This window comes from Streptomyces violascens, assembly GCF_014649955.1.
Taxonomy (GTDB): domain Bacteria; phylum Actinomycetota; class Actinomycetes; order Streptomycetales; family Streptomycetaceae; genus Streptomyces; species Streptomyces violascens.
In genome coordinates this window covers 93,003-119,421 of sequence record NZ_BMUA01000008.1, presented here as the reverse complement: position 1 = coordinate 119,421, position 26,419 = coordinate 93,003, and the positions used below count along the sequence as shown (strand labels likewise).

Sequence of the window (26,419 nt, the reverse complement as noted above, 5' to 3'; positions counted from 1 at the left end):
GCCCTCGTTGTCCTGGACGCTCCGAGATCCCTGTCCACCGAGTTCCGCACAGGGCGAACGCCCCCTGACGCGGCACCAGCTAGGCGGGGCGCGCCCGGCCCAGGAGGTCCGGGAGCGGTAGCGCGGCGTACCACCGCCGGTGTACCAGCGGCTCCACGCACAGGACCGCCGCCCCCGCGACCGTGCCCACGAGAAGGGCCGTCCAGCCGCCGTCGGCAAGGGCGTTCAGGCAGGCGAGGGCCACGACGAGGGGGCGTATCAAGGTCAGGGGGCCCAGGCCCATGACCATGGCGAGCGTGCTGGCTCGGAACGGCAGGACGAAGTAGGCGGTCAGGGAGAGGGCGACTGTGGCTGCGTAGAGCGTGAGCGGGAGGAGGAAGGCGGTGCCGCCTGCGCTCAAGGCGGCGTACGTGCGGGTTTGGTCGTCGACGGACAGCAGCACGCCGAGTGCCGTGAGTACGGGCACGAGCAGCAGGGCCGCGCCCACGGCCAGGCCGCGCGACGCCGCCCGGGCGACGGCGCGGGCTTTGCGGATCCGGGCGTCCCGTCCGGCGAAGGCGCGGAAACCGCTGAACGCCGCGTCGATCAGGCCGAGCGCGGCCAGCGGCAGGGCCGGGTTCATCGTGCGGTCCCGGTGAGCCGCTCGGGGCCCACGAGCCTGCGCGAGGCCCGGCCGAGGGCCAGCCGCAGGGGTTCCTCCAGCTGCGGGCGGACGCCGAGGACCGGGCGCAGGGTGGTGCAGAAGGGGTTCGCCAGGCCCCGGGGTTCGTACAGCAACGGGCGGATGCCGGGCACGGCCGCGGCGCGCATCAGCGTCGCGTCGTCGTGGGCGCGCAGCGCGGAGACGACACCGTCGTGGCGGCCCAGCGGGTGACGCATCCGGGCGCGGTGGAAGATCCAGGCGCCGATGGGCGCGAGCCGGGTCGCGGCGATGTCGTAGTGGCAGAAGGCGAGCGCCGGCGAGGCGGCCTGCGCCCGGAAGAACTCCGCGAGGGCGGGGCCGCGGAAGTGGTGCAGCACACCGGTGGAGACGAACACGGTGGCGGCTTCCGGGAGGTCGAAGGCGTTGCCGTGGACGAAGCGGCAGGCCAGCCCCTCGTCTCGGGCCAGCCGGTCCGCTTCGTCGACCAGGGCGGCGTCGAGGTCGACCCCGACGAGTTCGACGTCCGGCCCGAGCGCGCCGGTGGCCGCGAGCCAGCGGACGAGGTAGCCGAGCCCGCAGCCGACGTCGACCAGCCGCAGCGGCCCGGCGTGCCCGCTCGCGCGGATGGCGGTGAACAGCGGACCCAGCACATGTGCCAGGCGCTCGCCGATGCGCAGTTCCTCGCTGAGCCTCTGCAGTTCGGTGTGCACGCCGACCATCAGCCGGTCCACGGCGACCGGGTCGAGAACGCCGCCCGGGTCGACCGGGAGCGCGGCGACGATACGGGCTCCGCGCAGGTCACCGCTCTCGACGAGCCGCCGCACTACGGCGGCCCGGCCGACCGGCAGACGCGTTCCGCCGGCCGGGTCCGTGACGGTGATCAGGTCGGATATCTCAAGATGGGGCACGGCCGGAACCCTAACCGCCCCTCTTCGTGCCGCTGACCCCCGGCAGGGTCCGTCGGAGCCGGCCTACCGTCGCCCACCCTTGTAATTGATCTTCATTGTGTCGAGGTCCGTCACCGTCGACCGCAGATCGCGGAACCCATGACCCAGCGCTCCCAGCGCAGTCTCCGCCCTGTCCTCGGCCATCGCCGCGGCCATCTCCTCGCCGTCGGCGGCGTCCGAGACGACGGTGTAGCGCCACGAGAAGTGCTTCAGCGCCCGGTCATAGGTGAGCGAGCCCTCCTCGGTGAAGGACATCGCGGTCAGGCCGTGGTCGTCGACCTCCGCGAGCAGTCTCGTGCGCGAATCCTCGCTCAGTCCGTCCCACACACCGCGCACGATGACCCGGTAGGTGTGCTGCTCGCTCATGTCCTGCTGTCCTTCCGTACCGCATGTCCACCGTCTACATGTGCATCCGCCTGTACAACCACATCTCTGTTGCGGGTCGATCGTCGCCCACCGGGCGGAACGTGTCGATCGAAATACCGCCGAGCCCCCGGCAACTCCGACCGCATCGGCGCGGGGTCGTCGACAGCCCGGACCCGGGCCGACTGCTGCCCGATGAACTCGGCCAGCTGCTGCGGGAGTTGGTGCGGTCCGAGCGGTGTGCCGGGTTCGACATCACGATCTGCGACCCCGATCTGGACCCGGACGGCACCGCGGGCGCGCTGCTCGCCGACCTCGTCGTGGGCGCCTTTGCGCAATCCTGAGCGGGGGTTCCCTGGCCGTTGTCAGTGGCGGGGTGTTCCATGGTCATCGGGGGGATCGGCCGAAAGGGCTGCCGACGCCCCGTACGAGGGAGTGAGGTTGCCTTGGCCACGACCGTGCGACGTGCCGTACTGACCCTGCCCGGCGCCCCGTTGGGCGAGCCGAACCCCCTGCCCGCGCTACGGCCGCGCGACGAGGCGCACCGGCTCGACGAGCGGGCCCGCGAAGGCCTGCCCCGGGACATGGCCCGCCAGATCGGGTACGAGCCGCTGGAGACGCTGCTGCCCGTCCGGGTCCTCGACGGCTACGGGAGAGAGCGGGGCCCGGTCGAGCTGGACACGATCGTGATCGAGAACGACCGGCTGCGCGCCACCGTCCTGCCGGGCCTCGGCGGCCGCGTCCACTCCCTGTTCCACAAGCCGACCGGCCGTGAACTGCTCTACACCAACCCGGTGTTCCAGCCCGCCGACTTCGCGCTCAACGGCGCCTGGTTCTCCGGCGGCATCGAGTGGAACATCGGCGCCACCGGCCACACCACCCTGTCCTGCGCCCCCGTCCACGCGGCCCTCGTCCCCGCCCCGGACGGCGGCGAGATGGTCCGCCTGTGGGAGTGGGAGCGGCTGCGCGACCTCCCCTTCCAGGTGGACCTCTGGCTGCCCGACGGCTCCGACTTCCTGTACGTGGGCGTCCGCATCCGCAATCCGCACGAGAAGACGGCACCCGTCTACTGGTGGTCCAACATCGCCGTCGAGGAGGGCGAGCGCACCCGCGTCCTCGCCCCGGCCGACGAGGCCTGGCACTTCGGATACGACCACACCCTGCGCCGGGTGCCCGTGCCCGAATGGGACGGCGCCGACCGCACCTACCCGCTGCGCAGCGAGTACCCCGCCGACTACTTCTACGAGGTCCCCGACGGCGCGCGCCGCTGGATCGCCTCGCTCGACGAGAGCGGCCACGGCCTCGTGCAGACCTCCACGGACACCCTGCGCGGCCGCAAGCTGTTCCTGTGGGGTTCGGGGCGCGGCGGCCGCCGCTGGCAGGAGTGGCTGACCGAGCCGGGGACCGTCGGGTACGCCGAAATACAGGCGGGCCTCGCCCGCACCCAGCTGGAGCACGTTCCGCTGGACCCGGGTGGCGAGTTCTCCTGGCTGGAGGCGTACGGGCCGCTGTCCGCCGACCCGGCGCTCGTGCACGGCGCCGACTGGGCGGCCGCCCGCGCCGAGGCCGGGGGCAGCCTGGAGCGGGCCCTGCCGCGCGCCACGGTGGAGGAGGCGTACGCCGCCTGGCGCCCGTTCGCCGACACCGAGCCGGGCGAGAGCCTGGCCACCGGATCGGGCTGGGGAGCCCTCGAAGTCCTGCGCACGGGATCGAAGCTGCCGGGCACCCCGTTCCCGGACCTGACGCTCACTCAAGAACAGCGGCCCTGGCTGGAGTTGCTGCACAACGGAGTGCTCCCGGAGCCGCGCAAGGTGACCCCGCCCGGCCCGACCCTGGTCTCACCGCACTGGCGGGACATGCTGGAGACCGCACCGGCCGACCCGCTCACCGAGTACCACCTCGGCGTCGCCCAGTGGCATGCGGGCGACCACGCCCAGGCTGTCCGCAGCTGGGAGCGCGGCCTGCCGCTCGCCCCGTCCCGCTGGCCGCTGCTGCGCTGCCTCGCCGTCGCCGACCAGCTGTCCGGACACGCCAGCCGTGCCGCAGACCGCTATGCCGAGGCGTACGACGACTTCTGTGAGGAGCGCAGGGACGGCGAGCCGTGGACGGCGGCCGACGCCACACTCGGCCGCGAGGCGATCGAGGCGCTGCTCGCCGCGGACCGCCCGGCGGACGCGCGGGCCGTATGGGACCGGCTGCGCCCCGCCGTCCGCGAGCGCGGCCGCTTCCGGCTGGTCGAGGCCCAGCTCCTCCTCGCGGAGGGCGAGCCGGACGCCGCCCGCGCCCTGTTCGACGCCGGCTTCGAGGTCGCCGACCTGCGCGAGGGCGCGGAAACCCTGAACGAGGTGTGGGCCCGCCTCACCGACGCCCCGCTCCCGGACCGGTACGACTACCGGATGCGCCCCGGGGAGTAGGCCGAGGCCTCCGGATGCGGCGGGCCTTCGGGCTCTCAGAACAGGGGGCTTGGGCCCGCCAATGGTTCAGTACGCCGGTTTGCGGTCGACGTACTCGAAGACCGAGCCGTCGGGGTGGAGGGCGATCAGGTTGCGGCCCGCCGGGGTCGGGACGGGGCCCGCGATGATGCGGGCGCCGGCCGCGGTGAGGGTGGTGTGGGCGTCGTCGACGTCCTTGACGGCCACCGTCGCCGCCACCTTCCGCAGCACTTCGAGTTCCGCCTCGGGACCGCTCATCAGAAGGAAGGCGCCGACCGCGGCGACGGACACGCCCCCGCGGTCGAAGCGGAGCGCCTGACTGCCGGTGACGCGCTCGTAGAAGACGATCGCGCTCTCCAGGTCGTCGACGCAGATGCGCAGCGTGGTCCCTAGAATCTCCATGCCCCGAAGCCTAGTTGGCAGAGATCGCCCGCGACAGGCGATCGGGCGGCCCGGGCGGCGGGCCACCGCCGCGCGTCAGCGGGTCACTCCCCCCCTCCCGCTCCCGGGTCATGGACACCGCCGTCACCGGGGTCGCGTGGGGCCCCGGCCGTCCCGCATCGAGCGGTCGGCCCGTAGCAAGGGGCGTTCGTGGCGCCCCCGGACGGTCCGTTCGCTCACACGCGGCAGAGGATCTCTCCGTGCGGCACCATGAACCAGGCGTCGTCCCGGCGGCCCCACTCCCGCCATGCCTCGGAGACCGCGGTCAGCTCGTCCGCCGTGGCATGCCCGCCGTCGACGGCCAGCTCCGCGTACGAGGAGGCGACCGTACGGTCGGCCCACAGCCCGCTCCACCACGCGCGCTCCTCCTCGGTGGCGAAGCACCAGGTGCTAGCGGAGGCCCTGATGTCGGTGTAACCGGCCTCCATTGCCCAGGACTTGAGCCGCCGCCCGGCATCCGGCTCGCCCCCGTTGGCGCGGGCCACCCGGTGGTACAGCTCCAGCCACCCGTCCAGCGCGGGCGCCTCGGGGAACCAGGTGAACGCGCCGTAGTCGCTGTCGCGCACCGCGACGATCCCGCCGGGCCTGGTGACCCGGCGCATCTCGCGCAGCGCCTGCACCGGGTCGCCCACGTGCTGCAGCACCTGATGGGCGTGCACGACGCAGAACGTGTCGTCCGGGAAGTCCAGCGCGTGGACGTCCGCGACCGCGAACGACATGTTGCCCAGGCCGCGTCCGGCCGCGTACGCGCGGGCCTGCTCGACGATGCCCGGCGCGTGGTCGACCGCCGTCACATGGCCGTCCGGTACGAGCGCGGCCAGATCGGCGGAGATGGTGCCGGGCCCGCAGCCGATGTCCAGGACCCGCATGTGCGGCTTGAGCTCACCGACGAGGTACGCCGCCGAGTTGGCGGCGGTCCGCCAGGTGTGCGAGCGCAGCACGGACTCGTGGTGGCCGTGGGTGTAGACGGCGGTCTCGCCCGGCGTGGCCGGGGGCGTCTTCTGCGACATGAGCGACTCCCTCTCCGAGAGCTGAAGGGTGAACTGCCCTGGTGGTGAGCCCACTTTAGAGCGATTGGCCGAAGTATGAGATGGGCGTCTTGAGATTTGGACACTCGAAGGATGTGCGAAGTCGGCTCGGCGGGACTGCCGACAGCGTGTCCGGGTACTCGGGCCCGCATGGACACGAACCTGCCGAACCTGACGGAGCAGCTCTCCCAGGTCGTCCGGGACGCCATCAAGGACGAGCTGCGCGAACAGACAAGGAAACAGCGCCGGGCCGCCCGCATGTACGCGGGAGCCGGTGCCGCCGGGCTCTACGGAGGCGCCGCGCTCACCGCGTTCCTGCTGCTCGCCCTCGCGATGGCACTGCCCTACTGGGCGGCCGCGCTGATCGTCGCCGTGCTGCTGCTCGGGGCCGCCGTGCTGCTGAGCCGGGGCGCCCGCAGCAGCCGGGGCGCACCCGCCGACCCGCTGTCCCGGCCGCCGGAACCCGGTGTGCCGCCCGGCGCCCCCGTCATCCCGCCGATGGTCCCGCCGGGCGCCCCCGAGCCGCCGCGAGGTCCGCTCGGCGCGCCCCACGACACGAGCCGCTGACTACCGTGGGAGCGGGGCGCGGCGGCCGTCCGCGCAAGGGAACAAAGGTGCCGCCCGCGCTCGTTGTCTCCCCGCCAAGCTGTGATCGACTCGGGAGGGAATCATGAGCGACCTCGCCATCCAGTACGTGGGCGGTCCCACCGCCGTCATCGAGATGGGCGGGGTGCGGCTGGTGACCGACCCCACCTTCGACGCCCCCGGCGACTATCCGATGGGCGACCGCAAGCTCGTCAAGAGCGCGGGGCCCGGTCTCGGCGCCGAGGAGGTCGGCGCCGCCGACCTGGTGCTGCTCTCGCACGACCAGCACCCCGACAACCTCGACCGGGCCGGCCGTGACTACCTCGACCGCGTCCCCGTCGTGCTCTCCACGGCCGCCGCGCACAGCAGGCTCGGCGACCGCGTCACCGTCCTGCCCAACTGGGAGACGTACCGCAGCGGGCAGTTGAGCATCACCGGTGTGCCCGCGCTGCACGGCCCCGACGGCTGCGAGCCCGTGGTCGGCGAGGTCACCGGCTTCGTGCTACACGGGGACGGCCTGCCCACGGTGTACGTGAGCGGCGACAACGCCTCCCTCGGCCATGTGCGCAGCATCGCCGACCGCTTCGGGCCCGTCGATGTGGCCGTCCTGTTCGCGGGCGGCGCCCGCACCCCGCTGCTCGACGCCTACCTCACACTGTCCAGCGCGGACGCCGCCGAGGCCGCCGCGATCCTGGGCGCCCGGCACGTCGTACCGCTGCACTTCGAGCACTGGGCCCACTTCAGCCAGGGCCCCGACACCCTCGTGGAGGCGTTCGGCGGGGCCGGGCTCACCGAGCGGCTGCACCTGCTCAAGCCGGCCGGACGCTTCACGCTCTGACCGGCCCCGGCCCCGGAGGCTGTTTAGCGCCGCACCCGTAACACCACGTCCGCGCCCGGCGGGCGGCACCGTACTCACCGTGCCGCCTCGCCGGGCGTCGCTGTGCCATGCCCGGTGCCATGCCTCGTGCCACCCCTCGCGCCCAGCCCGCCCGCGCGGGTTTGATCCGCCCCGCCGTGGCTACCCGGAAGGCCTACCACGCGAGGTGACATGGCCAACAAACCCCAGAACCCCAGCGCGGTGGACGTCCTGCGCGGCGCCCGCGCCCAGCTGTCCGAACTCATCGGCATGCCCGCCGAATCCGTCTCGTCCTTCGAACGCGCCGACAACGGGTGGCAGTTGAGGATCGAGGTCCTCGAACTCGCCCGGGTCCCGGACACGATGAGCCTGCTCGCCTCGTACGAGGTCGAACTCGACGCGCAGGGCGAACTCACCGGCTACCGGCGGTTGCACAGGTACGAACGCGGCCGCGCCGACAAGAACAACTGAGCCCCGCCCAGGCGCAGGGGCGCCCAAGCGGCAGCGCAAGGAGCGGAAGCCGTAGGACGACGACACGGCAACAAGCCAACAAGCCAACAGACAAGGAGGGCCGGACACCATGACGGTTGTCCCGGCACAGCAAGGCGGCAGCGGTGGCACCAGTGGCCTCTACGACGTACTGGAGCTCGTGCTCGACCGAGGGCTCGTGATCGACGCGTTCGTGCGTGTCTCCCTCGTCGGCATCGAGATCCTGAAGATCGACATACGTGTCGTGGTCGCCAGCGTCGACACCTATCTGCGGTTCGCCGAGGCGTGCAACCGCCTCGACCTGGAGGCGGGCCCGCACCGCAGCCCCGGACTGCCCGACCTGGTCGGCGAGATCACCGAGTCCGGCGCCCGCGGCAAGTCCAAGGGAGCGCTCTCGGGCGCCGCGCAGACCATCTCCGACGCCTTCAAGGAGGCCCGTGAGGAGAGCGAGCCGGAGCCGAGGCCCCGGGCCCGGCGCACCGCGTCGCGCCGGAAGGAGGAGCAGGAATGACCACGTACGTCTACGGCATCGCCCGCCGCGGCCACGGCCGGCTGCCGGAGCGGATGGGCGGCATCGGCGACCCGCCGTGCCCGGTCCGCACGGTCGAACAGGGCGATCTGGTGGCGCTGGTCAGCGACGCCCCCCAGGAGCTCAGGCCCAAGCGGCGTGATCTGCTCGCGCACCAGAACGTCCTCGCCGAGGCGGGCGCGGGCGGGCCCGTGCTGCCCATGCGGTTCGGCGGGGTCTCGCCCGACGACGACGCCGTACGGGCGGTGCTCGCTGAGCACGAGAAGCGCTATCTGGAGCGGCTCGAAGCGCTCGACGGCAAGGTCGAGTACAACGTGAAGGCCACGCACGACGAAGAAGCCGTGCTCCATCAAGTCCTCGCGGAGAACGCCGAGTTGAGGGCCATGAGCGACGCCAACCGGAAAGCAGGCGGCGGCACGTACGAACAGAAGCTGCGGCTCGGCGAACGCATCGCCGCCGCCGTGCAGCAGCGCGAGGCGACCGACGCCGTCATGGTGGAGCGCGCCCTTGAGGACGCCTCCGAGGAGCGGAGCCCCGGTCCGCAGTCCACCGGCTGGCTGGCCAACATCTCCTTCCTCGTGAAGCGCGAGCACACCGCCGAGTTCCTCGCCGCCGTGGACACCCTGCGCGAGCGCGCCCCGCACCTGGTCCTCCAGGTCCACGGCCCGCTGCCGCCCTACAGCTTCACGGGGTGAGCGCGTGGGTCTCCTGAAGGAGCTGCTGCTGCTTCCCGCGGCGCCCGTCCGCGGCACCTTCTGGGTGCTCGGCCAGGTGGCCGCGGAGGCGGAGCGGCAGTACTACGACCCCGCGACCGTGCGACGCGAACTCGCCGTGCTCGAACAGCAGTTGATGGACAGTGAGCTGGACGAGGCGGAATTCGACCGCCGCGAGGACGAGCTCCTCGACCGCCTCGAACACCCCACCCGCGCCGCCGCCGATCCCCGGAGGAAATGATGGCGAGCCCGGCCCGATTTCCCGACGCCTACCCGCCCGACGGCAGCGGCGCGAACCTCGCCGACATTCTTGAACGCGTCCTCGACAAGGGAATCGTCATAGCCGGGGACATTCGCATCAATCTCCTCGACATCGAACTCCTCACCATCAAATTGCGGCTCATCGTCGCCTCTATCGACAAGGCGAAAGAAATGGGCATCGACTGGTGGGAGGACGACCCCGCACTCTCCACCGGCGCCCGCCGCCGTGAACTGGCCAGAGAGAACGACGAGTTGAAGGAGAGGATCGCCGCACTCGAATCGGCACGGAACGCCGAAGCGGCAGAGGGGGCGGTCCGGGAGAAAAGGGCGGCGAGCGCGAAGAAGGAACAAGGTGCGGTGACCGATGAATGACGTTCGTGAACATGAACACGAGCTGTTGTACGTATACGCCGTGACGCGTCCCTTTGCCACCGCGCTCCCCGACGGGGTGCGCGGCCTCGACGGGAAACCGCCCGGCCTGATCGAGCACCGCGGCCTGTGTGCCGCGGTGAGCCGTGTCCCCGCCGAGGACTTCAACGCCGGCCCGCTCCGCGCCCACCTGGAGGATCTCGACTGGCTCGGCCGTACCGCCCGCACCCACGAGGCGGTGATCGCGGCGCTCGCCACGGTCACCTGCCCCGTGCCGCTCCGGCTCGCCACGGTGTGCCGCGACGAGAACGGGGTGCGGCGGCTGCTCGACTCCGGCCGCGCCCGCTTCGTACGGGCCATCGAACGGCTTGACGGGCGCATCGAGTGGGGCGTCAAGGTGTACGCCCAGGCCCAACAGCCCTTCCCTTCGAGGGAGTTGGATCCGCCGGAGCCGAAGGCGGCCACCGGGCGGGACTACCTGCGCCGACGGCTGGGCGAGCGCCAGTCCCGTGACGAGATCTGGCGGCGGGCCGGAGCGCTCTCCCGAGCCCTGCACGCCGAACTGTGCGACCGTGCCGAGGCCGGACGGCTGCACCGGCCGCAGAACGCACGCCTGTCCGGCGAGCCCGGCGAGAACGTGCTCAATGCCGCCTACCTGGTGCCGCTCGACCGGAGCGAGGACTTCGTCGCGGCGATACGGGACTTCATTCCGCACATCGAGGGCGTACGGGTGGAGCTGACCGGGCCCTGGGCACCGTACTCGTTCGCCGGCGGGCCGGACGACGGGCACGGCCAAGTGGACCAAGCGAGTCGAGAGGGTCGGGAGGAACAGTGAGCAGCGGTGACGGTGAAGCCCTCGCGCAGCGCGAGGTCGCCCTGGTGGACCTGCTCGACCGGCTGCTCGCCGGCGGCGTGGTCATCACGGGCGACCTCACGCTGCGGATCGCGGACGTGGACCTCGTACGCATCGACCTGAACGCGCTGGTGAGCTCGGTCAGGGCCGAAGTCCCGTCCCCCTTCGAGGAGTTCCAGTTCGGTGAGTCCGAGGAGCCGGTATGACGCAGAGGGCGGATAGGGCGGACGTGGTGAACGGCAAGCACAACGGCGGGCACGGGCGCCGGAGCGACGGCCCCCGGCGCCGGGTGGAGCTCGACCCCGACACCGTCGAGCGGGATCTCGCGCGGCTGGTCCTGACCGTCGTGGAACTGCTGCGGCAATTGATGGAACGTCAGGCCCTGCGCCGCGTCGAGACCGGTGAACTCACCGAGGACCAGGAGGAGCGGATCGGGCTCACGCTCATGCTCCTGGAAAGCAGGATGAGCGAGCTGAGGTCGAAATTCGGGCTGCGCCCGGAAGATCTCAACATCGACCTCGGCCCGCTCGGCCCCCTGCTTCCGAGGGAGAGTTCCTGAACCTTTTCGCTACCACCTGTACCAGCGCGACCGGCCGGACGTCGTCGTCGAACGCATCAGGAATCCGAGCAGCCACACGACGAGCACGATGATCGCGATCCACCAGAGAATCTTGACCGCGAAGCCGAGACCGAACAGAAGAAGTGCGAGGAGCAGGACGAGAAGAATCGGGACCATGATGTGTACCTCCTTGCTTCCGAGTTCCCCCGAATTCCTTGCCTAAGCCGGGAGTTGAGCCTGACGCTCTGTGTCTTTGTTTCGCTGTTCGGGCCGGAGGCGGCTTCAAGGGCGCAGGACCTGCGGCCGGTACACCGTCAATGCCTCCGGAAGCTTGTCCAGGGTCAGCTCCCGTGGCGCTGCGGCCACCTCGCCGTCGTACGCCAGCGAAGTGCCCGCTGCCAGGCCCGGGATCCTGAGGCGGGCCATCCTGCGCGAGGTGTGGACGGGGGAGCGGTGCAGCGGGCCCGCCAGCGCGGCGGCGAGGAGGCGGAGTCCGGGCAGGCGGCCGCCGCGTACCGCGCGTACGTCGAGCAGACCGTCCGCGAGGTCGTAGCGGCGCGCGGGGGCGGGGCCCAGGCGCTGGTAGACGCAGTTCCCCGCGAACAGCAGCCACAGCGCGGGGCGGCTGCCGCCGGGGTCGGCCCTCAACGGTCGTTCTCCGCGCAGCACTTCGTACGCGCCGAGGATGCCCGCGGCCCAGCTGCCGATGCGCGGCGACCAGCGTTCCCGCACCCGTACGAGCTCCGGATAGACGCCCAGGCTGAACGTGTTGAGGAAGTAGCCGGCGTCCGCGCCGTTGGGGCCGGGCCGGAACCGGCCGAGGTCCACCCGTACCGCGTCGCCCGAGGCCAGCGCCCGGCAGGTGTCCTGGACCTCCTCGATGCCGAGGTCGAGGGCGAAGTGGTTGAGGGTGCCGCCGGGGAACACGGCGAGCGGCACGTCGAGGCGGGCGGCGACGGACGCTGCCAGGTTGACGGTGCCGTCGCCGCCGCACACCCCGAGCACCCGGCCGCGGCCGGCCGCCTTCTCCAGGGTGGCCGGCAGGTCGTCGGGGTCGCACTCGACGACCTCGGCGAGCGGGAGGGCCGAGCGCACCAGCGCGGCCTTCGCGAGCGCGGTGCCGGACGCGCGGTTGGCGACCACCACCAGGTCCTGGCCGGCGGGCAGCGCGGGCGCGTCGGCGCGCGGGCGGCCGGGCGGCGGGAGCTGGGTGCGGGTCGGCACGAGCCCGCGTACGGCGAGGGCGGCGCCCACCCCGAGGGCCGCGCCCGCCACCACGTCGCCCGGATAGTGCACACCGGTGTACACGCGGGACGCTGCCACGGAGAAGCCCACCGGGGCGAGGGCCGCGCCCCACGCCCGGGACTCCAGGGCGACGCCGGTCACGAAGGCCGCGGCGGACGCGGCATGGCCGGAGGGGAACGACGTGGTGACCGGGCGGCGCTTCAACTGGCGGACCAGCGGCACCGCGTCGAGCAGCGGGCGGGCCCGCCGCACCGAGTGCTTGGCCACGGTGTTCACCGTCAGCGAGGCCAGTGCCAGCGAGGCGACGCCGCGCAACGCCGCCCGGCGGGCCCGGGGCGAACGGGTCGCGCCCATCGCGGTGGCCGCCGCGAACCAGAGGGCGCCGTGGTTGGCGGCCCGGCTCAGCCGCGGCAGCACGGTCTCTGCGGCAGGCCAGTGCCGGGTCGCGGCGAAGTGGAACAGCGCCCGGTCGTGGGCGCCGAGTCGCTTGTGCCAGGTGGAGTGAGTCATGGCCCGCGAGTACCCGGCCGCCCCCGGCCCAACCGGGCCCCACCTGGGGCTCGGCCGCCCGGGAGGGCGATTTCGCGCTCCGTTGAGTCGCCCCGCGTGCCGCCCCGCTGCCCACGGGCGGGGTTGTTCCCCGACCCCGCTACGCTCACGCCCGGCGTCGGCGCGACAACGCGGTGGGGGTCCCCCTGGCCCATTGGGCTGCCAGGGCCGCGCGTCCCAGACAAGATCCGCCGGACAGGCCCTAGTGGCCCGTCACATCGCCCAGGCTCACCATGCCGAGCGGCCGTCCCTCCGCCACCACCGGCAGCCGTCGTACCGCGTGGCGGCGCATCAAGGCCACCGCCGTCGCCACCTCGTCGTCCGGGCCCACGCACACCGGCGAGGGCGTGCACACCGCCTGGGCGCTGACGGTCAGCGGATCGACCCCTTCGGCGACCGCCCGCAGCGTGATGTCCCGGTCGGTGAGCACCCCGATGACCCGGCCGGCCCGGGTGACCAGCACATTTCCGATGTCCTGGGCCCGCATCAGCTGCGCCGCCTCCACCAGTGAGGCATCGGGCGGCACGGCGGTGACCCCCGCCGTCATCACTTCCCGCACGAAATGTGCCATGGCTGCGCGCCCCGATTCTCTTGAACCGTAGGGATCTGCGGGGATCCGTACGTTCGGTCGGCCTTACCCGTCTTCCCCCGGTCTCCGCATCCCGGACCGGGTACCGGGGTCCCGCCCCGGGAAACACCCTTTCCGCGCCGTTCGGCGAACGCGCACGTTTGGCCCCGCAGGGTCCGGGCAGGCGAACCTCGTGCTTCGGACCGGAGGCACGTCCGTGGGAGCGACTGTCCGCTCCGGGCGTGCCACGCTGCCCGGCCGGGCTCCCTCGGTGACAACCATCCGCCGCACCGTTTCAGGGAGCTGGATCGCATATGCGTACCAACACCACGGCGAAGCACAAGCACCCGCACGACGACGCACCCAGGACCGCCGCCGCCTTCGAGCGGCTCGCGGCACTGCCCGAGGGGCCCGAACGGGACGCCCTGCGCCAGGATCTCGTCCGCGCCTGGCTGCCCATGTCCGAGCGGCTCGCCGGACGTTTCCGCAACCGGGGCGAGGCCCTTGAGGACCTCCGTCAGGTCGCGGCCCTCGGCCTGGTCAAGGCCGTCGACCGGTACGACCCGTCCCGCGGCGCCGCGTTCGAGAGCTACGCCGTGCCCACCATCACCGGCGAGATCAAGCGCCATTTCCGCGATCACATGTGGACGCTCCATGTGCCTCGCCGCGTCCAGGACTTGAGGAGCCGGGTGCGGGCCGCGAGCCAGGAACTCGCCGCGAGCGCCGGGTCTCCCCGGCCGACCGTGGCGGAGCTCGCCGCGCACACCGGGATGACCGAGGAAGAGGTCAAGGCCGGACTGGAAGCCATCGACAGCTTCAGCGCGCTCTCCCTCGACGCCGAACTCCCGGGCGGCGAGGACGGATACACCCTGAGCGACTCGCTCGGCACCGCCGACCCGGCCCTCGACACCGTGATCGACCGCGAGGCGGTCAAGCCCGGCCTGAGCTGCCTGCCCGAGCGCGAACGGAAGATCCTCTACATGCGGTTCTTCCGGGACATGACCCAGAGCCGGATCGCCGAGGACCTCGGCATCTCGCAGATGCACGTGTCCCGGCTGATCACGCGCTGCTGCAGCCGTCTGCGGGACCAGGCCCTGCGGGATCCGCACGAAGATCACCGTCGGCCGTCGAGGCCGGCTGCCGCGGCTGCGCGGGACGAGGCCGCGGCGGGCGCGGATCCCCTGACGGGTGAGGGCTCCCGCTCGAAGCCGGACGAGCGGTCGAGGGCGAAGCTGAGGGCGGCGGCGCCGCAGCGGGCGACGCGGCCGCGCAGGACTCCGCGGGCTCCGCAGGCGACTCAACTGCCGCGCAAGGAGCAGGATCTGTCGACTCGTCAGGGATTTGGTCAGGAGTCGGACGCCGCATAGCAAGCGCGATGTGACGGGACATCACATCCATGGCCTGTCCCTCCGCCATCGAGAAGGGGCGCGCCGATCCGGTGCGGAACAGCGTGAGCACCCCCGTCACCGGCCCCGGCGCGCCCAGCGGCACACACATCAGCGACGACACCTCGGCGCGGGCGAGCACCGGGGTGCCCGAGGGGTCGTGGCCGAAGCCCTCGATGTCCTCGGGCTGCACCTGGAGCGCCCCGTTGCCGGCCCGTGCCGCCTCCAGGACCAACGGGCAGCTCGCCGGGTCCTGGCCGGCCACCGCGTGCAGGAGCGGGGCCGCGGCCGGGTCCGGCGGGCCGAGGACCACCGTGCGCCGCAGCGCACCGTCGACGAGGTCGGCCACGATCCAGTCGGCGAACCGCCCGCAGAGCACGCGCGCGGCTCCGGAGAGCGCCGACTCCCGGTCGCCGGGCGGCAGTTGAAGCAGAGTGGACGCCATGAGGTCGACCACGTCCGTGAGTTCGGCATGCCGGGTCGTCTCGGCGAGGTCGGGAACCTCGGGCGGCGGGGGAGCGGCGGCCGAGCCCCGGGCGCTGCCCGCCTGGAACACCACCAGCACCGCGGGCTGCGGCTCGTCCGGCGGGCGCAGCGCGGTCAGGGTCGCCAACAGGGGTTCCTCCGGGCGCTGTTGGAGATGGACGGTGAGCCCGCGGTCACCCTCGCCCCGGGCGACCGCGGCGGCCTGCGAGCGGAACGCCGCCCGGTCGCCCGGCGTGAGCAGCGCGGCGAGCGGCCGCCCGGTGGCGTACCCGGCGCGCACCCCGGTGAGGCCGGTCGCCGCGAAGTTCAGCCGGCGGACGACGGTCTCGCGGTCGACCAGTGCGACCGGCAGCGGAAGCCGCTGGAACAGGGCCTTGAGGAGCTGACGTTCCTGCCGTTCCACCGGCGAGGGCGCCCCTGCGGCGGCCAGGATCTGCTCGTATCGCGGCCACAACTGCTCGGCCACATGCTGGAGTTCGAAGAGCGCCGCGTCCAGAACCGTCAACTGCTCACCGGCCGGGCGGGCGCGCGCGGTGCGCAGCTCGCCCACCCGTCTGACAAAATCCGCCAGTTCCTCGCCGAAGTCGTCCTCCGTCTGCGTCATGGGAGAAAGCTAACCCGTCGGGCCGGTGCCGGGAGCCCCTGCCGTTTCGGGGGGCCCGGACCGGGAAGCCGCAGGATGAGGAGGTTTTTTCCGATGCTGCCCGAGCCGGAACACCAGGAACCCGAGACGACCAGCACCGCCCGGCGGCTCTCCCTGCTCGCCGAGCAGTCCGTGCGCTGTGCACCGGCCTGCTGCGGGGCGGTCGCGACGATAACCGACAGCGGGCCCGAACGCCGTCTCACCGCCACCCACCCCGACCTCGCGCCGCTCGCCTCCGTCCAGCTCGCCTGCGGCGACGGGCCGATCCCGAGTGCGCTGGATGCGGGCGAACCCGTGGACACCGAGGACCTGTTGAAGGAGGAACGCTGGCCCGGCTATCGCGCCCTGGCCCTCGAATCGGGCGTACGCTCCTGCGTCACCCTCCCCTTCCGCCGGTCCGGCATCGAGGTCACGGTCAGCGTCTACGGCTACCGCCCCGGCTCCCTGGAGCACCTCGTGTGCGGCCCGGTGGGCATCCTGGCCAAGGAGACCACCACCGGCCTGCTCCGCGACCGCCGCTACCGCGCGGCGCTCGCCGAGGTCGAACACCTGGAGACGGCTCTGCGCTCCCGCCCGGTCATCGACCAGGCGAGCGGCATAGTGATGCACGTCCTGGCCTGCGAGGCGAACGCCGCCTTCGACGTCCTGCGCACCATCTCCCAGCGCACCAACCGCAAACTCGCCGACGTGGCCGAGGCGGTCGTCCGCGCGAAGGGCCGAGGCCTGGAATCCGAACTCTCGGCCCTGGCGGACAAGAGCTGACCCACCGTCAGGCAATGCCGCCCAGCTCCCTCAACATCTCCCGGCTCCAGGCCGTGGCCGGCGGCGGCCCCTCGTCGCCATGCCGGCCGTCCTCGCCGGGCTGCTTCCGCTCATCGGCGTCGGGGCCCGCCCGGCGGCACCCGCCGCAGTCGCGGTACTCCTGATCGGCCTGGCCTCCGGAGCCCTGGTGCCTCCCCTGCAGGCATGGGGGCTGGGGGCGGCGATCGTCGTACTCGCCCTCATCGGCGTGCCGATCGCACTCCGCAACCGCCCTGCTTCCACCGATGCGGCCGACGCGGTCACCGGCCGAGGGCCGCGACCGAAAGCCCCCTTCCTGCTCCCGCACAAGCGGCGCCCGGGCCCAAACCTCCGTATAAAGGCTTGAAAGGCATGGCTCGTGCCGGACAGGGCCCGAGGAGGAACGGGATGCAGGGGACGGACGGTGAAGGGCGCGGGCCCGTGCGGTACGGGCCGCCCGCGCCCGGGTCCGGGCTGCCCGTGCTTCCCGAGCTCGCCGCGGTGCTCGCGGACGGCGCCGGGCGCACCGAACCCGAGCCGCCCGGCGGCGGGCCCGCCCTGCGCGAGGCGGCCTGCGGCTACTGGCTGCGGCGCGGGCTGCCCACCGCGCCGGACCGGGTCGTCGCCGCCCCCGGCGCCCAGGCGCTCCTGATCGCGCTGCTCGGCGCGTACGAGGGTGACGTGCTCATGCCCCGGCCCTGCCCGGCGTGGTGGACCCCGCAGGCCCGGCTGCTCGCACGGCCCGCCTACCACGTGCCCACGCCTGCCGAGTGCGGCGGCGTGCCCGATCCGTACGCGCTGCTCGAAACCGTTCGCCGGGTGCGGGCCGAGGGCGGCCGGCCCCGGCTGCTGCTGCTCTGCGTCGCCGACGACCCGACCGCGACCGTGGCGCCGCCCGAGACCGTACGGGAGGCGTGCGAGGCGGCCGTCGGCGAGGGGCTGCACATCGTCAGCGACGAGACCTGGCGGGACACCGTGCACCGCCCGCACGAGACGGTGCCGATCAGCCCCGCCGCGATGTGCCCCGACGACGTGACCGTCCTCGCCGACCTCGGCGGCGCCTTCACCCCGCCCGGCTGGCCCGCCGCCGTCGCCCGCTTCCCCGACACCGCGGCCGACGCCCCGCACCGGGCTCGCACCCTGGACGTCCTCGCCGCGCTCGGCGCGGTCGTGGCCGCGCCCATCGCCGCGGCCGCCGCCCTCGCCCTCACCGAACCGGCCTCCGTCGTCGAGCGCACCCGGCGGGCCGCCGCCCTGCACGCCCGTGTCGCGGCCGCCGCCCACCACCTCGTGCTCGACGCCGGCGCCATGGCCCGCCTCCCGCAGGCGGGCCGCCACCTCTACGCCGACTTCGGCCCGTTCCGCACCCGCCTCGCAGCCCTGGGCGTCACCGACTCCATGGAACTGGAGGACTACCTCACGGCCCGTCTCGCCGCCCCCGCCCCCGGCGGCCACCGCTTCGGCGACGAACTCGGCGCCCTGCGCGTCCGCCTCGCCACCGGACCGCTGCTCGGCTCGACGGACGAGCAGCGCCTGGACTCCCTCGGCGCGGCCGATCCCCTCCAACTCCCGCACGTGCAGGGCGAGTTGAGCCGCTTCGCATCGGTGCTCGCCGAACTGTGCTGACCCGTGAGCGACCCGGCACCCCGGTTGCCAGGGGCTGTGCGCCATCCGGGATCTGTCGCATGCCCCGGGCCGGTGCGAGAAGTCTCAGCCGCCCGAGCCGCCCTCAGCCACCCGCCCCCGCCGCACCCGCCGCCACCCCGCGGGCGCGCCGCTGATCAGCAGCGTCAGGGCGACGGCCACCACCACGCCCTTCCACGGCTCGTCGAAGAGGGAGCCGCCGAGAATGCCGATCAGGCCGTACGCACCCGCCCAGGCGAGGCACGCGGGGATGTCACCGCGTACGAACGTCCGCAGCGGCATCCGGCCGAGCAGGCAGGCCAGCATCACCGGGATCCGCCCGGCCGGCACCAGGCGGGACAGGACGAGCACGACCACCCCGTGGTCGTTCAGCTTGCGCCGGGCCTGCTCCAGGTGGTCCGGCGCCGCCCGGCCGCGCAGCGCCGCCAGCAGGCGCGAGCCGTTCTTCGAGCGCACCCCGCGCTGCCCGAGCCAGTACAGCGCGACATCGCCCAGGAACGCGGCCAGCGCGCCCACCCCGAACACGAGCAGCAGCGAGAACCAGGCGGTCTGGTGGAAGGCCACCACCGCGGCCGTCGACACCAGCGCCCCCGTGGGCACCACCGGCACCAGCGCCCCCAGGATCACGAGCACGAACAGCGTCGGGTAGCCGACGGCCTGCTGGGTCGTCTCCGGCGTCACCGTCGAGGCCATCTCCAGCATCCGGCCCGCGACGGCCGCCCGGCCCGCTGTCACTGCCCGGCCTCCAGACGTACGCTCTCGCCGTGCCCGAGCCGGTGCACCGCCGCCTTCGGGGCGAGCCGGGCCGCATGGCGTACGAACTCCTCGCCCGGGGCGTGGAACTCGTGCGGCCGCACGCCGTCCATGCCGATCGGCCAGTACGTGCCGTAGTGCACCGGCACCGCCGAGAGCGCTCCCAGAGCGGCCAGCGCCTGGGCCGCCCGCCCCGCGTCGAGATGGCCGAGCCCCAGGCGCGGGCCCCAGCCGCCCACCGGGAGCAGCGCGACATCCACCGGCCCCACGGCGTCCGCCATGCCGTCGAACAGGCCGGTGTCCCCGGCGAAGTAGGTGCGGGCCCCGCCCTCGACGACGTAGCCGAGCGCGGGGGAGCGGTGCGGTCCCACCGGCAGCCTGCGACCGTCGTGCCGGGCGGGCACGGCCCGTACCCGCAGGGCCCCGACCTCGACGGTGTCACCGGCCCGTACCTCGGTGATGGACAGGCCGAGCCTGCCGAGCCCCGGCACGGCGCGCGAGGCCCCGGCCGGCGCGATCAGCCGGGTGCCGGGTGCGAGCCGCGCGAGCGAGGGCACATGCAGATGGTCGGCGTGCAGATGCGACACGAGCACCGCGTCCGCCACCGCCGCCTCGGGCGGCGGCAGCGCGCCCCGGCGCCGCCGCAGATGCGCGAGGCGGCGCGCGAAGAGCGGATCGGTCAGCAGCCGTACCCCGGACTCCTCGATCGTGCAGGTGGCATGACCCCACCAGGTGACCTCCACCGGCACGCAATCCTCTTCCCGGCTCGACGATGGTTGACGACGAGCCTAAATCTCCCCGCGCGCAAACCACGGGTGTCGGGGTAGTCATCCCGCACCAGAGGGGAGACGCGCCGTGACCATGCACGCCGAGCAGTGTCCGCGCTGCGGAGGAGTCCTGGCGGTGAGCCAGGACGGCTGGAAGATCTGCCACTCCTGCGGATACTCCTCACCGCCGTGAACGGGGAGTAGGGTCGGCCCCGACAGCTCATGCAGGGGGACGGTATGGACGACGTACGTGTGGCGGCGATCGCCAGCCTGACCCCCCTCGAAGAACTCGATCTCGATCCCTTCCTGGTGGACACCCGAAGCCAGCACGAGATGTGCGCGAAGTGGGCCGCCGGCCGAGGCTACGTAGTCACCAGGCAGTTGCTTTTCTACGGTCTGCGTCCGGACCACGTCGGCCTCTGGGCGGATGTGGACGCGGGCCTCGTCGACGTGTTTGTCGCGCCCAACGAGCGTGTCCTGGCAAGGGCGTTGACGTCCGTGCCGGAGTTCTCCGCCGAGTGCGCGCGGCGCGGTGTGCGCCTGGAGACGGCCGGGCTCGACGAACCCGCCTACGACGCCACGAAGAAGGCCCACATCCACCGCCGCCTGTCGATGCCGACCGCCGGATACGACGGCTGCTGACGGCCGCTGCCCGCACGACGCCGCGGACCCTTTGCACCCTTATGGCAGGGTGGTGAGGGAACGGCAAGGCGAAAGGCGGGCGGCGTGGGGCGATGGCGGACGACGGGCAGCGCCCTGCTGCGGGTGATCGTCGTGTGGGTCGTCTCGACGCTCACCATGATGCTGCTCGCGGGCATCCTGCCCGACTTCAAGCTCACCTCCGACAACGGCGACAGCATCACCCGGGTCGCGCTCACCGCGGCCTGGGGAGCGGGCGCGTTCGGCCTGCTCGGCGCGCTGGTGTGGCCGCTGGTGGTGCGGGCGTTCCTGCTGGTGCCCGCGCTCGTGCTGGGCCTGCTGGTGTTCTTCCTGAACGGCTCGCTCCTGCTGATAGCGCTCCGCCTGATCCCGACCGGCCGGGGCGCGGCCGAGCCCGAGACCGCGGTGATCGTCGCCGCCGTGATGTCGGCGGTGGCCTCGGCGACCTCGACCGCACTGGCCGTACGCGACGACGACGCCTACCGGCGCCGCCTCTCCCGGCTCGCCGACCGCCGCCGGCGCAGACGCGGCGAAGGCCCGGTGCCGCGGCCGCCGGGCATCGTCTTCCTCCAGCTCGACGGGGTCGGCGAACACGTGCTGCGCGACGCCGTCGACGCGGGCCTCATGCCGACCGTCGCCACCTGGCTCAAGGGCACGCACCGGCTCACCCCGTGGCGTACCGACTGGTCGAGCCAGACCGGCGCGAGTCAGCTCGGCATCCTGCACGGCTCCACCTTCGATGTGCCGGCCTTCCGCTGGTACGAGAAGGAGAGCGGCGAGGTGATGGTCTCCAACCGGCCCGCCTCCGCCGTCGAACTGCAGCGCCGGGCCGTGGCGCGCACCGGCGACGGCGGGCTGCTCACCCTCGACGGAGCCAGCCGCGGCAACCTGTTCTCCGGCGGCGCCGACCAGGTCGCCCTGGTCCTGACGGTGGCCGCCCGGCGCGGCCGCCGCAACCGCTCCCGCGCCGGATACTTCGCCTACTTCTGCGACCCCGCGAACGCGGTGCGCACCGCGGGCTCGTTCGTCGCCGAGGTCGGCCGCGAGATCGCCCAGTCGACCCGGGCCAGGATCCGCAAGGAGACCCCGCGCATCAAACGCGGCGGCCTCTACCCCTTCATCCGCGCCTTCGCGACGGTCGTGGAGCGGGACGTGGTCGTCGCCGCCGTCATGGGCGACATGCTCGCAGGACGCACCGCCGTCTACGCCGACCTCGTCGCCTACGACGAGGTCGCCCACCACTCGGGGCCGCGGGGCAGGGACACCGACCAGGTCCTCCGGCGCCTGGACCGCTCCATCGCCCTGATCGCGGGCGCCGCCCAGCACGCCCCGCGCGGCTACCGCATCGTGCTCCTCTCCGACCACGGCCAGAGCCCCGGCGAGACCTTCGAGGGCGCGTACGGACTGACCCTGAAGGATCTCGTACGGGCCGGCTGCGGGCTGCCCGTGCCGCGCCGGGCCCGCCGCACCCGCAGCGGCGCGGAGGCCAGGTACGCGGTGCGGGTCGCCCTGCACCGGCCGGTCGAGGACGGCGAGGAAGCACGGCCGGGGCCCGGCTCCGAACCGGTCGTGCTCGCCTCCGGCAACCTCGGCCTGATCTCCTTCCCCGACGCCGAGGGCCGCATGACCCGCGAGCAGATCGACCGCCGCCACCCGGCGCTCCTGCCGACCCTGGCGAGCCACCCCGGCATCGGCTTCCTCCTCGTCCGTAGCCAGGAGCACGGAGCGGTGGTGATCGGCAGGGGAGGGGCGGAGGTGCCACTCGCCCAACTCACCGACGGGAAAGGCCCGTTGAAGGGATTCGGGCGCGGTGCGGCCGACGCGGTCCGCCGCACCGACACCTTCCCGCACACCGCCGACATCATGGTCAACTCGATGTACGACCCGGCCACCGGCCAGGTGCACGCCTTCGAGGAGCAGATCGGCTCGCACGGCGGACTCGGCGGCGAGCAGTCCCACCCCTTCCTGCTCTCCCCGCTCGACCTCACCGAACCGGTGCCGGACGGCGGGGAACTCGTCGGCGCGGAACAGGTGCACCACGTCCTGCGCCGCTGGCTGCGGGAGGGCCAGGGGCCGCAGGTCCCGGTGGGTGCCGAGGCTCTGGCCGGGGTGGAGAATTCGCCGTCAACAGGCCGACCGGAAGGACCATTTCCGGTTGGCGGCCTCACTCGGCAGGACAAAACCAGCTGATTTTGTGCGGTGCCCCACGTACCCGACCATGGTCAGGTTTGTCCCGTACGAGAGGCGCCCCCACCCACCATGACCACGCAAGAAACCCAGAGCAAGCACGCCCGGCAATTCGGCCTGCCGGTCGCGACCGCCCTGGTCATGGGCAACATCATCGGCGGCGGAATCTTCCTGCTGCCCGCCTCGGTCGCCCCGTTCGGCACGATCAGCCTGGTCGCGTTCGCCGTCCTCACCGCCGGAGCGATCGCGCTCGCCCTCGTCTTCGGACGGCTCGCCGAGCGCCACCCGCAGACCGGCGGCCCGTACGTCTACGCCCGCGAGGCCTTCGGCGACTTCGCTGGGTTCCTCGCCGCCTGGTCCTACTGGATCACCACCTGGGTCTCCAACGCCGCCCTCGCGGTCGCCGCCGTCGGCTACCTCGACGTGCTCATACCCGTCCACGAATCCAAGGCGACGACGATCACCGCGGCCCTGCTGCTCCAGTGGCTCCCGGCCCTGGCCAACCTCGCGGGCACCCGGTACGTGGGCGCGGTCCAGCTCGTCGCCACCGTCCTGAAGTTCGCCCCGCTGCTCCTGGTCGCCGTCGGCGGCCTCTTCTTCTTCGACCCCGCCAACCTCGGCCCCTTCCAGACCGGCGGCCAGTCAGGGCTCGGCGCGATATCCGCCTCCGCCGCGATCCTGCTGTTCAGTTACCTCGGCGTCGAGTCCGCAGCCGTCAGCGCGGGAGAGGTCCGCGACCCGCGCCGCAACGTCGGCCGCGCCACCATCCTGGGCACCATGGGCGCCGCCGTGATCTACCTCCTGGGCACGCTCTCCGTCTTCGGCACCGTCCCGCACGACAAGCTCGTCGGCTCCACCGCCCCCTTCACGGACGCCGTGAACTCCATGTTCGGCGGCACGTGGGGCGGCACCGCGGTCGCCCTCGCCGCCCTCGTCTCCATGGTCGGCGCCCTCAACGGCTGGACCCTGCTGAGCGCCCAGACCCCGTACGCCGCCGCCAAGGACGGCCTCTTCCCGCAGGTGTTCGGGAAGAAGAAACGCGGCGTCCCGACGGTCGGCGTCCTGGTCACCGCCGTCCTCGCCTCGCTCCTGACGGTCTACAACTACACGGCCGGATCCAAGGGGGTCTTCGAGATCCTGGTCCTGGTGACCACCTTCACGGCGACCGTGCCCTACCTCCTGTCGACCGCCGCGCAGATCTACTTCCTCGCCTCCGGCCAGGGGGAGCGCGTGCACCGCCCCCGCCTGATCCGCGACGCGGTCCTGGCCGTGCTGGCCTTCGGCTTCTCGATGTGGCTGGTGGCCGGATCCGGGTACGAGGCGGTCTACCAGGGCGTCCTGTTCCTCTTCGCGGGCGTCCTCGTGTATGCGTGGATGGCGGCCCGCAAGCAGCACGCCCAGGAGAAGTCGGCCGTCTGACGTGTTGTTCGCCACCTTGGGCGCCGCGTGGAGGCCAAGGTGGCGTCAGGGTTCGGGCCATTCAGGACGTACTGCCGGTAGCGGGTTGCGTACGAGTGGATCATGTGTGGTGGGATGAGGTGATGCGAACCCCCACACGCATGCACGCTCGCTACCGCAACCCCTATGACGAACTCGCGGCCCTGGCCGACCCCGAGCCCGACCCCCGCCCGGCCGAGGAGCCCTGGACCGACCCCGGTTGCGCCACCGAGGAGATACCGGAAGCGATACCGGCCGAGGCGCCCTCCGGCCTGGTGGACGCCGACCCCGACCACGACTTCTGGTCCCGGCCGCAGCGCCGCCGCGCCAGGCGCCGCCGCCGGAGCCGGGGGAGCCTGCTCGCGGCCGTGCCCCGCGCGGGCAAGCTGCTCGTCGCCCTCGTGGTGGGCGCCGGATTCCTCGTCCTGGCGGACCGCTGCGCGGCGATGTACGCCGAGAAGAAGGCGCAGCAGGCGATCCAGAACGACCTCCGTCTCGCCGCCGCGCCCCAGGTGGACATCCACGGCTTCCCCTTCCTCACCCAGGTCCTGGACAAGCACCTGGAACGCGTGGACGTCACCGTGCCGCATGTGCCCGCCGACCGCGTGTCCCTCGCGAAAGTGCAGGCCAGCGCGCGCAACATCGAGCTGACGGGCCATCTGCCCAGCGACATCAGTGGCGCGGTCGTCGGCAACCTGGACGGTGACATCACCCTCTCCTTCGACGACCTGAACCGCGAACTCGCCGCATCCCAGGTCAAGTTCAGCCGTCGTAGCGACAACTCGGTGGGTGCGGACGGCAAGTTGAGCATCGCCGGGCAGGAGCTGCACGTCAGCGCGGAGGCCCAGCTGCGCCTCGTCGGCAACCAGGGCCTGTCCACCGACATCGACGGCATGAGCCTCGACATGCCCGGCATCGCCACCTACCGCCCGGGCCGCGACCGCGGCCTGACCCTGCACCGCGAGACCGCCGAACTCATCAGCCGGGACACGGCACGGGTCAAGGCGCTCCTTTCGGTACCGGCGGTGGTGAAGCGGCTGGGAGTGCCGGACAAGGACGTCGAGTCGGCGCTGAAGAACGAGGCGAAGCTCCACGAACTGGTGGGCACCCCCCGTTTCATCGACCGGCTGATGCAGGTCAACCTCGTGGATGTGGTGGCGGACCACCCCTGGCTCCTCTCCAGGGTGGGCATCGACCCGAAGCTGATCACCGGCCTGATGGCGATGCGCCCCCCGGAGCTCTCCGACCGCCTGTCCTTCTCCTTCACGCTGCCGAAGGAGGCGAAGGACCTGCAACTGCGCGGCGTACACGTCGAGAAGAACGGCATCGTGGCGACGGTTTCGGGAATGGGCCTTGCGGTGGGCAAGGGCCACTGACACCCCCGCAGGGACGCCGATAGTCTGCACGGCATGATCAACTCATCTGGACGTTCCGGCGACGCCGAGGTCGCCATAGCAGCGGCAGCCGCCGGCGCGGACGTGGTGCGCACCCTGTACGGGCAGCGGCTCGCCCGCATCGACAAGGGCGCCGGGGACTTCGCCACCGCCGCCGACGTAGCGGCGGAGAAGGCGATCCTCGACGTCATCCGCGCCGCCCGCCCCGAAGACGCGGTGCTCGGTGAGGAGGGTGGGCAGCACGGGGGCGCCGACGCTGAGCGCCAGTGGCTGGTGGATCCCTTGTGCGGCACGCTGAACTACGCCGTAGCCAGCATGCTCGTGGCCGTCAATGTGGCGCTGCGCGACGGGGCGGCGGCGGTGGCCGACCCGTTCAGCGGCGAGGTCTTCTGCACCGACGGCGAGACGGCCTGGGTGCGGAGTGAGGGGGCCGATGCCCCGTTGGTGCCCGAGCCCGCCACGCGCCTGGTGGATGTCAACCTGGATCCGCCGTTCCCGAACGCGCCCGGGTTCCGCGCCACCGACCTCCTTGCCCACCCCGACTTCGTCGCCCGGTTCCGGCCGAGGGTGGTGTCCACGACACTGGCGCTGGCCTGGGTAGCGGCCGGCAAGCGAGCCGCGTACATCACCGACGGCGGCGATCTCTCGGACAGCGTGCACTTCGCCGCCGGAATCGCCCTGTGCCGGGCGGCCGGCTGTGTGGTCACGGGCATCGACGGCGCCCCGGTCGGCCCGGCGGGCCGCGGCCTCGTGGTGGCGGCCGATGCCGAGACCCACGAACTGCTGATGGCGATGATCTGCGGCCGAGCGTAGTCCTGCGCCCTCGGCGACGCCCCGGTGACGCCGCCTCGCG

General features: G+C 72.7%; 30 protein-coding genes and 2 pseudogenes. 21 read left to right on the top strand and 11 right to left on the bottom strand.

What is annotated here, in order from left to right:
* Positions 1-79 precede the first annotated feature (79 nt).
* From IE206_RS18450 to IE206_RS18440, 3 genes are all read right to left on the bottom strand, one after another.
* A complete protein-coding gene (locus IE206_RS18450) occupies positions 80-622 on the bottom strand; it encodes a hypothetical protein (protein WP_189963254.1) in 543 nt (180 codons plus the stop codon).
* The gene (locus tag IE206_RS18445; RefSeq protein WP_189963252.1) at positions 619-1,551 is read right to left on the bottom strand and encodes a class I SAM-dependent methyltransferase; all 933 of its coding nucleotides are present in this window, start codon (positions 1,549-1,551) and stop codon (positions 619-621) included. The genes IE206_RS18450 and IE206_RS18445 overlap by 4 nt, the downstream gene beginning before the upstream one ends.
* A 63-nt stretch (positions 1,552-1,614) precedes the next feature.
* Positions 1,615-1,956 carry a DUF6204 family protein gene (locus IE206_RS18440; protein ID WP_189963250.1) on the bottom strand — a complete coding sequence of 114 codons (342 nt, stop codon included), beginning with the start codon at positions 1,954-1,956 and terminating at the stop codon, positions 1,615-1,617.
* A 155-nt stretch (positions 1,957-2,111) separates the two neighbouring features.
* Between IE206_RS18440 and IE206_RS18435 the strand changes: the two are divergent.
* Both IE206_RS18435 and IE206_RS18430 read left to right on the top strand, forming a co-directional pair.
* Positions 2,112-2,297 (top strand): annotated as a pseudogene (locus IE206_RS18435) (arginase family protein); the annotation flags it as partial.
* A 102-nt stretch (positions 2,298-2,399) separates the two neighbouring features.
* On the top strand, positions 2,400-4,367 hold the full coding sequence (locus IE206_RS18430; protein WP_226599713.1) for a DUF5107 domain-containing protein: 1,968 nt from the start codon (positions 2,400-2,402) through the stop codon (positions 4,365-4,367).
* A gap of 66 nt (positions 4,368-4,433) precedes the next feature.
* Here the strand turns inward: IE206_RS18430 and IE206_RS18425 are convergent, their stop codons facing one another.
* Together IE206_RS18425 and IE206_RS18420 are read right to left on the bottom strand one after the other, a co-directional pair.
* Positions 4,434-4,787, bottom strand: coding sequence for a VOC family protein (locus IE206_RS18425; protein WP_189963248.1), 354 nt, complete (start codon positions 4,785-4,787; stop codon positions 4,434-4,436).
* A gap of 215 nt (positions 4,788-5,002) precedes the next feature.
* Positions 5,003-5,836: a class I SAM-dependent methyltransferase gene (locus IE206_RS18420; RefSeq protein ID WP_189963247.1), complete on the bottom strand. Its 834-nt coding sequence runs from the start codon at positions 5,834-5,836 to the stop codon at positions 5,003-5,005.
* Positions 5,837-6,004: 168 nt separating this feature from the next.
* Here IE206_RS18420 and IE206_RS18415 point away from each other — a divergent pair, with 168 nt between their 5' ends.
* From IE206_RS18415 to IE206_RS18370, 10 genes are all read left to right on the top strand, one after another.
* On the top strand, positions 6,005-6,421 hold the full coding sequence (locus IE206_RS18415; protein WP_189963246.1) for a phage holin family protein: 417 nt from the start codon (positions 6,005-6,007) through the stop codon (positions 6,419-6,421).
* Between the two features lie 103 nt (positions 6,422-6,524).
* Positions 6,525-7,277 carry an MBL fold metallo-hydrolase gene (locus IE206_RS18410; RefSeq protein ID WP_189963245.1) on the top strand — a complete coding sequence of 251 codons (753 nt, stop codon included), beginning with the start codon at positions 6,525-6,527 and terminating at the stop codon, positions 7,275-7,277.
* Between the two features lie 210 nt (positions 7,278-7,487).
* Positions 7,488-7,766, top strand: a complete 279-nt coding sequence (locus IE206_RS18405) for a gas vesicle protein GvpO (RefSeq protein WP_189963244.1) — start codon at positions 7,488-7,490, stop codon at positions 7,764-7,766.
* A gap of 109 nt (positions 7,767-7,875) precedes the next feature.
* A complete protein-coding gene (locus IE206_RS18400; RefSeq protein WP_189963243.1) occupies positions 7,876-8,295 on the top strand; it encodes a gas vesicle structural protein GvpA in 420 nt (139 codons plus the stop codon).
* Complete coding sequence (locus IE206_RS18395) at positions 8,292-9,008, top strand: GvpL/GvpF family gas vesicle protein (RefSeq protein ID WP_189963242.1); 717 nt, start codon at positions 8,292-8,294, stop codon at positions 9,006-9,008. Before IE206_RS18400 ends, IE206_RS18395 begins: the two co-directional genes overlap by 4 nt.
* A 4-nt stretch (positions 9,009-9,012) precedes the next feature.
* Positions 9,013-9,267 carry a gas vesicle protein GvpG gene (locus IE206_RS18390; protein WP_189963241.1) on the top strand — a complete coding sequence of 85 codons (255 nt, stop codon included), beginning with the start codon at positions 9,013-9,015 and terminating at the stop codon, positions 9,265-9,267.
* Positions 9,267-9,659 carry a gas vesicle protein gene (locus IE206_RS18385; protein WP_189963240.1) on the top strand — a complete coding sequence of 131 codons (393 nt, stop codon included), beginning with the start codon at positions 9,267-9,269 and terminating at the stop codon, positions 9,657-9,659. The genes IE206_RS18390 and IE206_RS18385 overlap by 1 nt, the downstream gene beginning before the upstream one ends.
* Positions 9,652-10,491 carry a GvpL/GvpF family gas vesicle protein gene (locus IE206_RS18380; protein ID WP_189963239.1) on the top strand — a complete coding sequence of 280 codons (840 nt, stop codon included), beginning with the start codon at positions 9,652-9,654 and terminating at the stop codon, positions 10,489-10,491. Before IE206_RS18385 ends, IE206_RS18380 begins: the two co-directional genes overlap by 8 nt.
* The gene (locus tag IE206_RS18375) at positions 10,488-10,715 is read left to right on the top strand and encodes a gas vesicle protein (protein WP_189963238.1); all 228 of its coding nucleotides are present in this window, start codon (positions 10,488-10,490) and stop codon (positions 10,713-10,715) included. Before IE206_RS18380 ends, IE206_RS18375 begins: the two co-directional genes overlap by 4 nt.
* Complete coding sequence (locus tag IE206_RS18370; protein ID WP_226599712.1) at positions 10,712-11,068, top strand: gas vesicle protein K; 357 nt, start codon at positions 10,712-10,714, stop codon at positions 11,066-11,068. Before IE206_RS18375 ends, IE206_RS18370 begins: the two co-directional genes overlap by 4 nt.
* Before the next feature lie 9 nt (positions 11,069-11,077).
* On the opposite strand, the gene IE206_RS18365 is transcribed toward IE206_RS18370, so the two are convergent.
* From IE206_RS18365 to IE206_RS18355, 3 genes are all read right to left on the bottom strand, one after another.
* On the bottom strand, positions 11,078-11,245 hold the full coding sequence (locus IE206_RS18365; protein WP_053728731.1) for a hypothetical protein: 168 nt from the start codon (positions 11,243-11,245) through the stop codon (positions 11,078-11,080).
* A 105-nt stretch (positions 11,246-11,350) separates the two neighbouring features.
* On the bottom strand, positions 11,351-12,823 hold the full coding sequence (locus tag IE206_RS18360; protein WP_189963237.1) for a bifunctional phosphatase PAP2/diacylglycerol kinase family protein: 1,473 nt from the start codon (positions 12,821-12,823) through the stop codon (positions 11,351-11,353).
* Between the two features lie 241 nt (positions 12,824-13,064).
* Positions 13,065-13,433, bottom strand: coding sequence for a CBS domain-containing protein (locus tag IE206_RS18355; protein WP_189963236.1), 369 nt, complete (start codon positions 13,431-13,433; stop codon positions 13,065-13,067).
* Between the two features lie 311 nt (positions 13,434-13,744).
* Between IE206_RS18355 and IE206_RS18350 the strand changes: the two are divergent.
* Positions 13,745-14,533 (top strand): annotated as a pseudogene (locus IE206_RS18350) (RNA polymerase sigma factor SigF); the annotation flags it as partial.
* Here the strand turns inward: IE206_RS18350 and IE206_RS18345 are convergent.
* On the bottom strand, positions 14,490-15,905 hold the full coding sequence (locus IE206_RS18345; protein ID WP_308433937.1) for a PAS domain-containing protein: 1,416 nt from the start codon (positions 15,903-15,905) through the stop codon (positions 14,490-14,492). The pseudogene IE206_RS18350 and the gene IE206_RS18345 overlap by 44 nt on opposite strands.
* Positions 15,906-15,998: 93 nt before the next feature.
* Here IE206_RS18345 and IE206_RS18340 point away from each other — a divergent pair, with 93 nt between their 5' ends.
* On the top strand, positions 15,999-16,706 hold the full coding sequence (locus IE206_RS18340) for an ANTAR domain-containing response regulator (protein WP_189963234.1): 708 nt from the start codon (positions 15,999-16,001) through the stop codon (positions 16,704-16,706).
* A 426-nt stretch (positions 16,707-17,132) separates the two neighbouring features.
* The gene (locus tag IE206_RS18335) at positions 17,133-18,350 is read left to right on the top strand and encodes an aminotransferase class I/II-fold pyridoxal phosphate-dependent enzyme (protein ID WP_226599710.1); all 1,218 of its coding nucleotides are present in this window, start codon (positions 17,133-17,135) and stop codon (positions 18,348-18,350) included.
* 84 nt (positions 18,351-18,434) lie between these two features.
* Here IE206_RS18335 and IE206_RS18330 read toward each other — a convergent pair whose 3' ends face one another.
* Positions 18,435-19,070, bottom strand: a complete 636-nt coding sequence (locus IE206_RS18330; RefSeq protein WP_189963614.1) for a DedA family protein — start codon at positions 19,068-19,070, stop codon at positions 18,435-18,437.
* A 29-nt stretch (positions 19,071-19,099) separates the two neighbouring features.
* Complete coding sequence (locus IE206_RS18325; protein ID WP_189963232.1) at positions 19,100-19,870, bottom strand: MBL fold metallo-hydrolase; 771 nt, start codon at positions 19,868-19,870, stop codon at positions 19,100-19,102.
* Positions 19,871-19,976: 106 nt separating this feature from the next.
* On the opposite strand from IE206_RS18325, the gene IE206_RS43425 reads away from it, so the two are divergent.
* The 6 genes from IE206_RS43425 (at position 19,977) to IE206_RS18300 (ending at position 26,379) form a co-directional block, all read left to right on the top strand.
* Positions 19,977-20,081, top strand: a complete 105-nt coding sequence (locus IE206_RS43425) for an NADH pyrophosphatase zinc ribbon domain-containing protein (RefSeq protein WP_308433936.1) — start codon at positions 19,977-19,979, stop codon at positions 20,079-20,081.
* Positions 20,082-20,125: 44 nt separating this feature from the next.
* Positions 20,126-20,530: a hypothetical protein gene (locus IE206_RS18320; protein WP_189963231.1), complete on the top strand. Its 405-nt coding sequence runs from the start codon at positions 20,126-20,128 to the stop codon at positions 20,528-20,530.
* Positions 20,531-20,614: 84 nt separating this feature from the next.
* Positions 20,615-22,738 carry a phage holin family protein gene (locus tag IE206_RS18315; RefSeq protein WP_226599709.1) on the top strand — a complete coding sequence of 708 codons (2,124 nt, stop codon included), beginning with the start codon at positions 20,615-20,617 and terminating at the stop codon, positions 22,736-22,738.
* A gap of 69 nt (positions 22,739-22,807) precedes the next feature.
* A complete protein-coding gene (locus IE206_RS18310; protein WP_189963230.1) occupies positions 22,808-24,154 on the top strand; it encodes an amino acid permease in 1,347 nt (448 codons plus the stop codon).
* Between the two features lie 122 nt (positions 24,155-24,276).
* On the top strand, positions 24,277-25,548 hold the full coding sequence (locus IE206_RS18305; RefSeq protein ID WP_229853205.1) for an LmeA family phospholipid-binding protein: 1,272 nt from the start codon (positions 24,277-24,279) through the stop codon (positions 25,546-25,548).
* 33 nt (positions 25,549-25,581) lie between these two features.
* On the top strand, positions 25,582-26,379 hold the full coding sequence (locus tag IE206_RS18300; protein ID WP_189963229.1) for an inositol monophosphatase family protein: 798 nt from the start codon (positions 25,582-25,584) through the stop codon (positions 26,377-26,379).
* Positions 26,380-26,419: the final 40 nt, after the last annotated feature.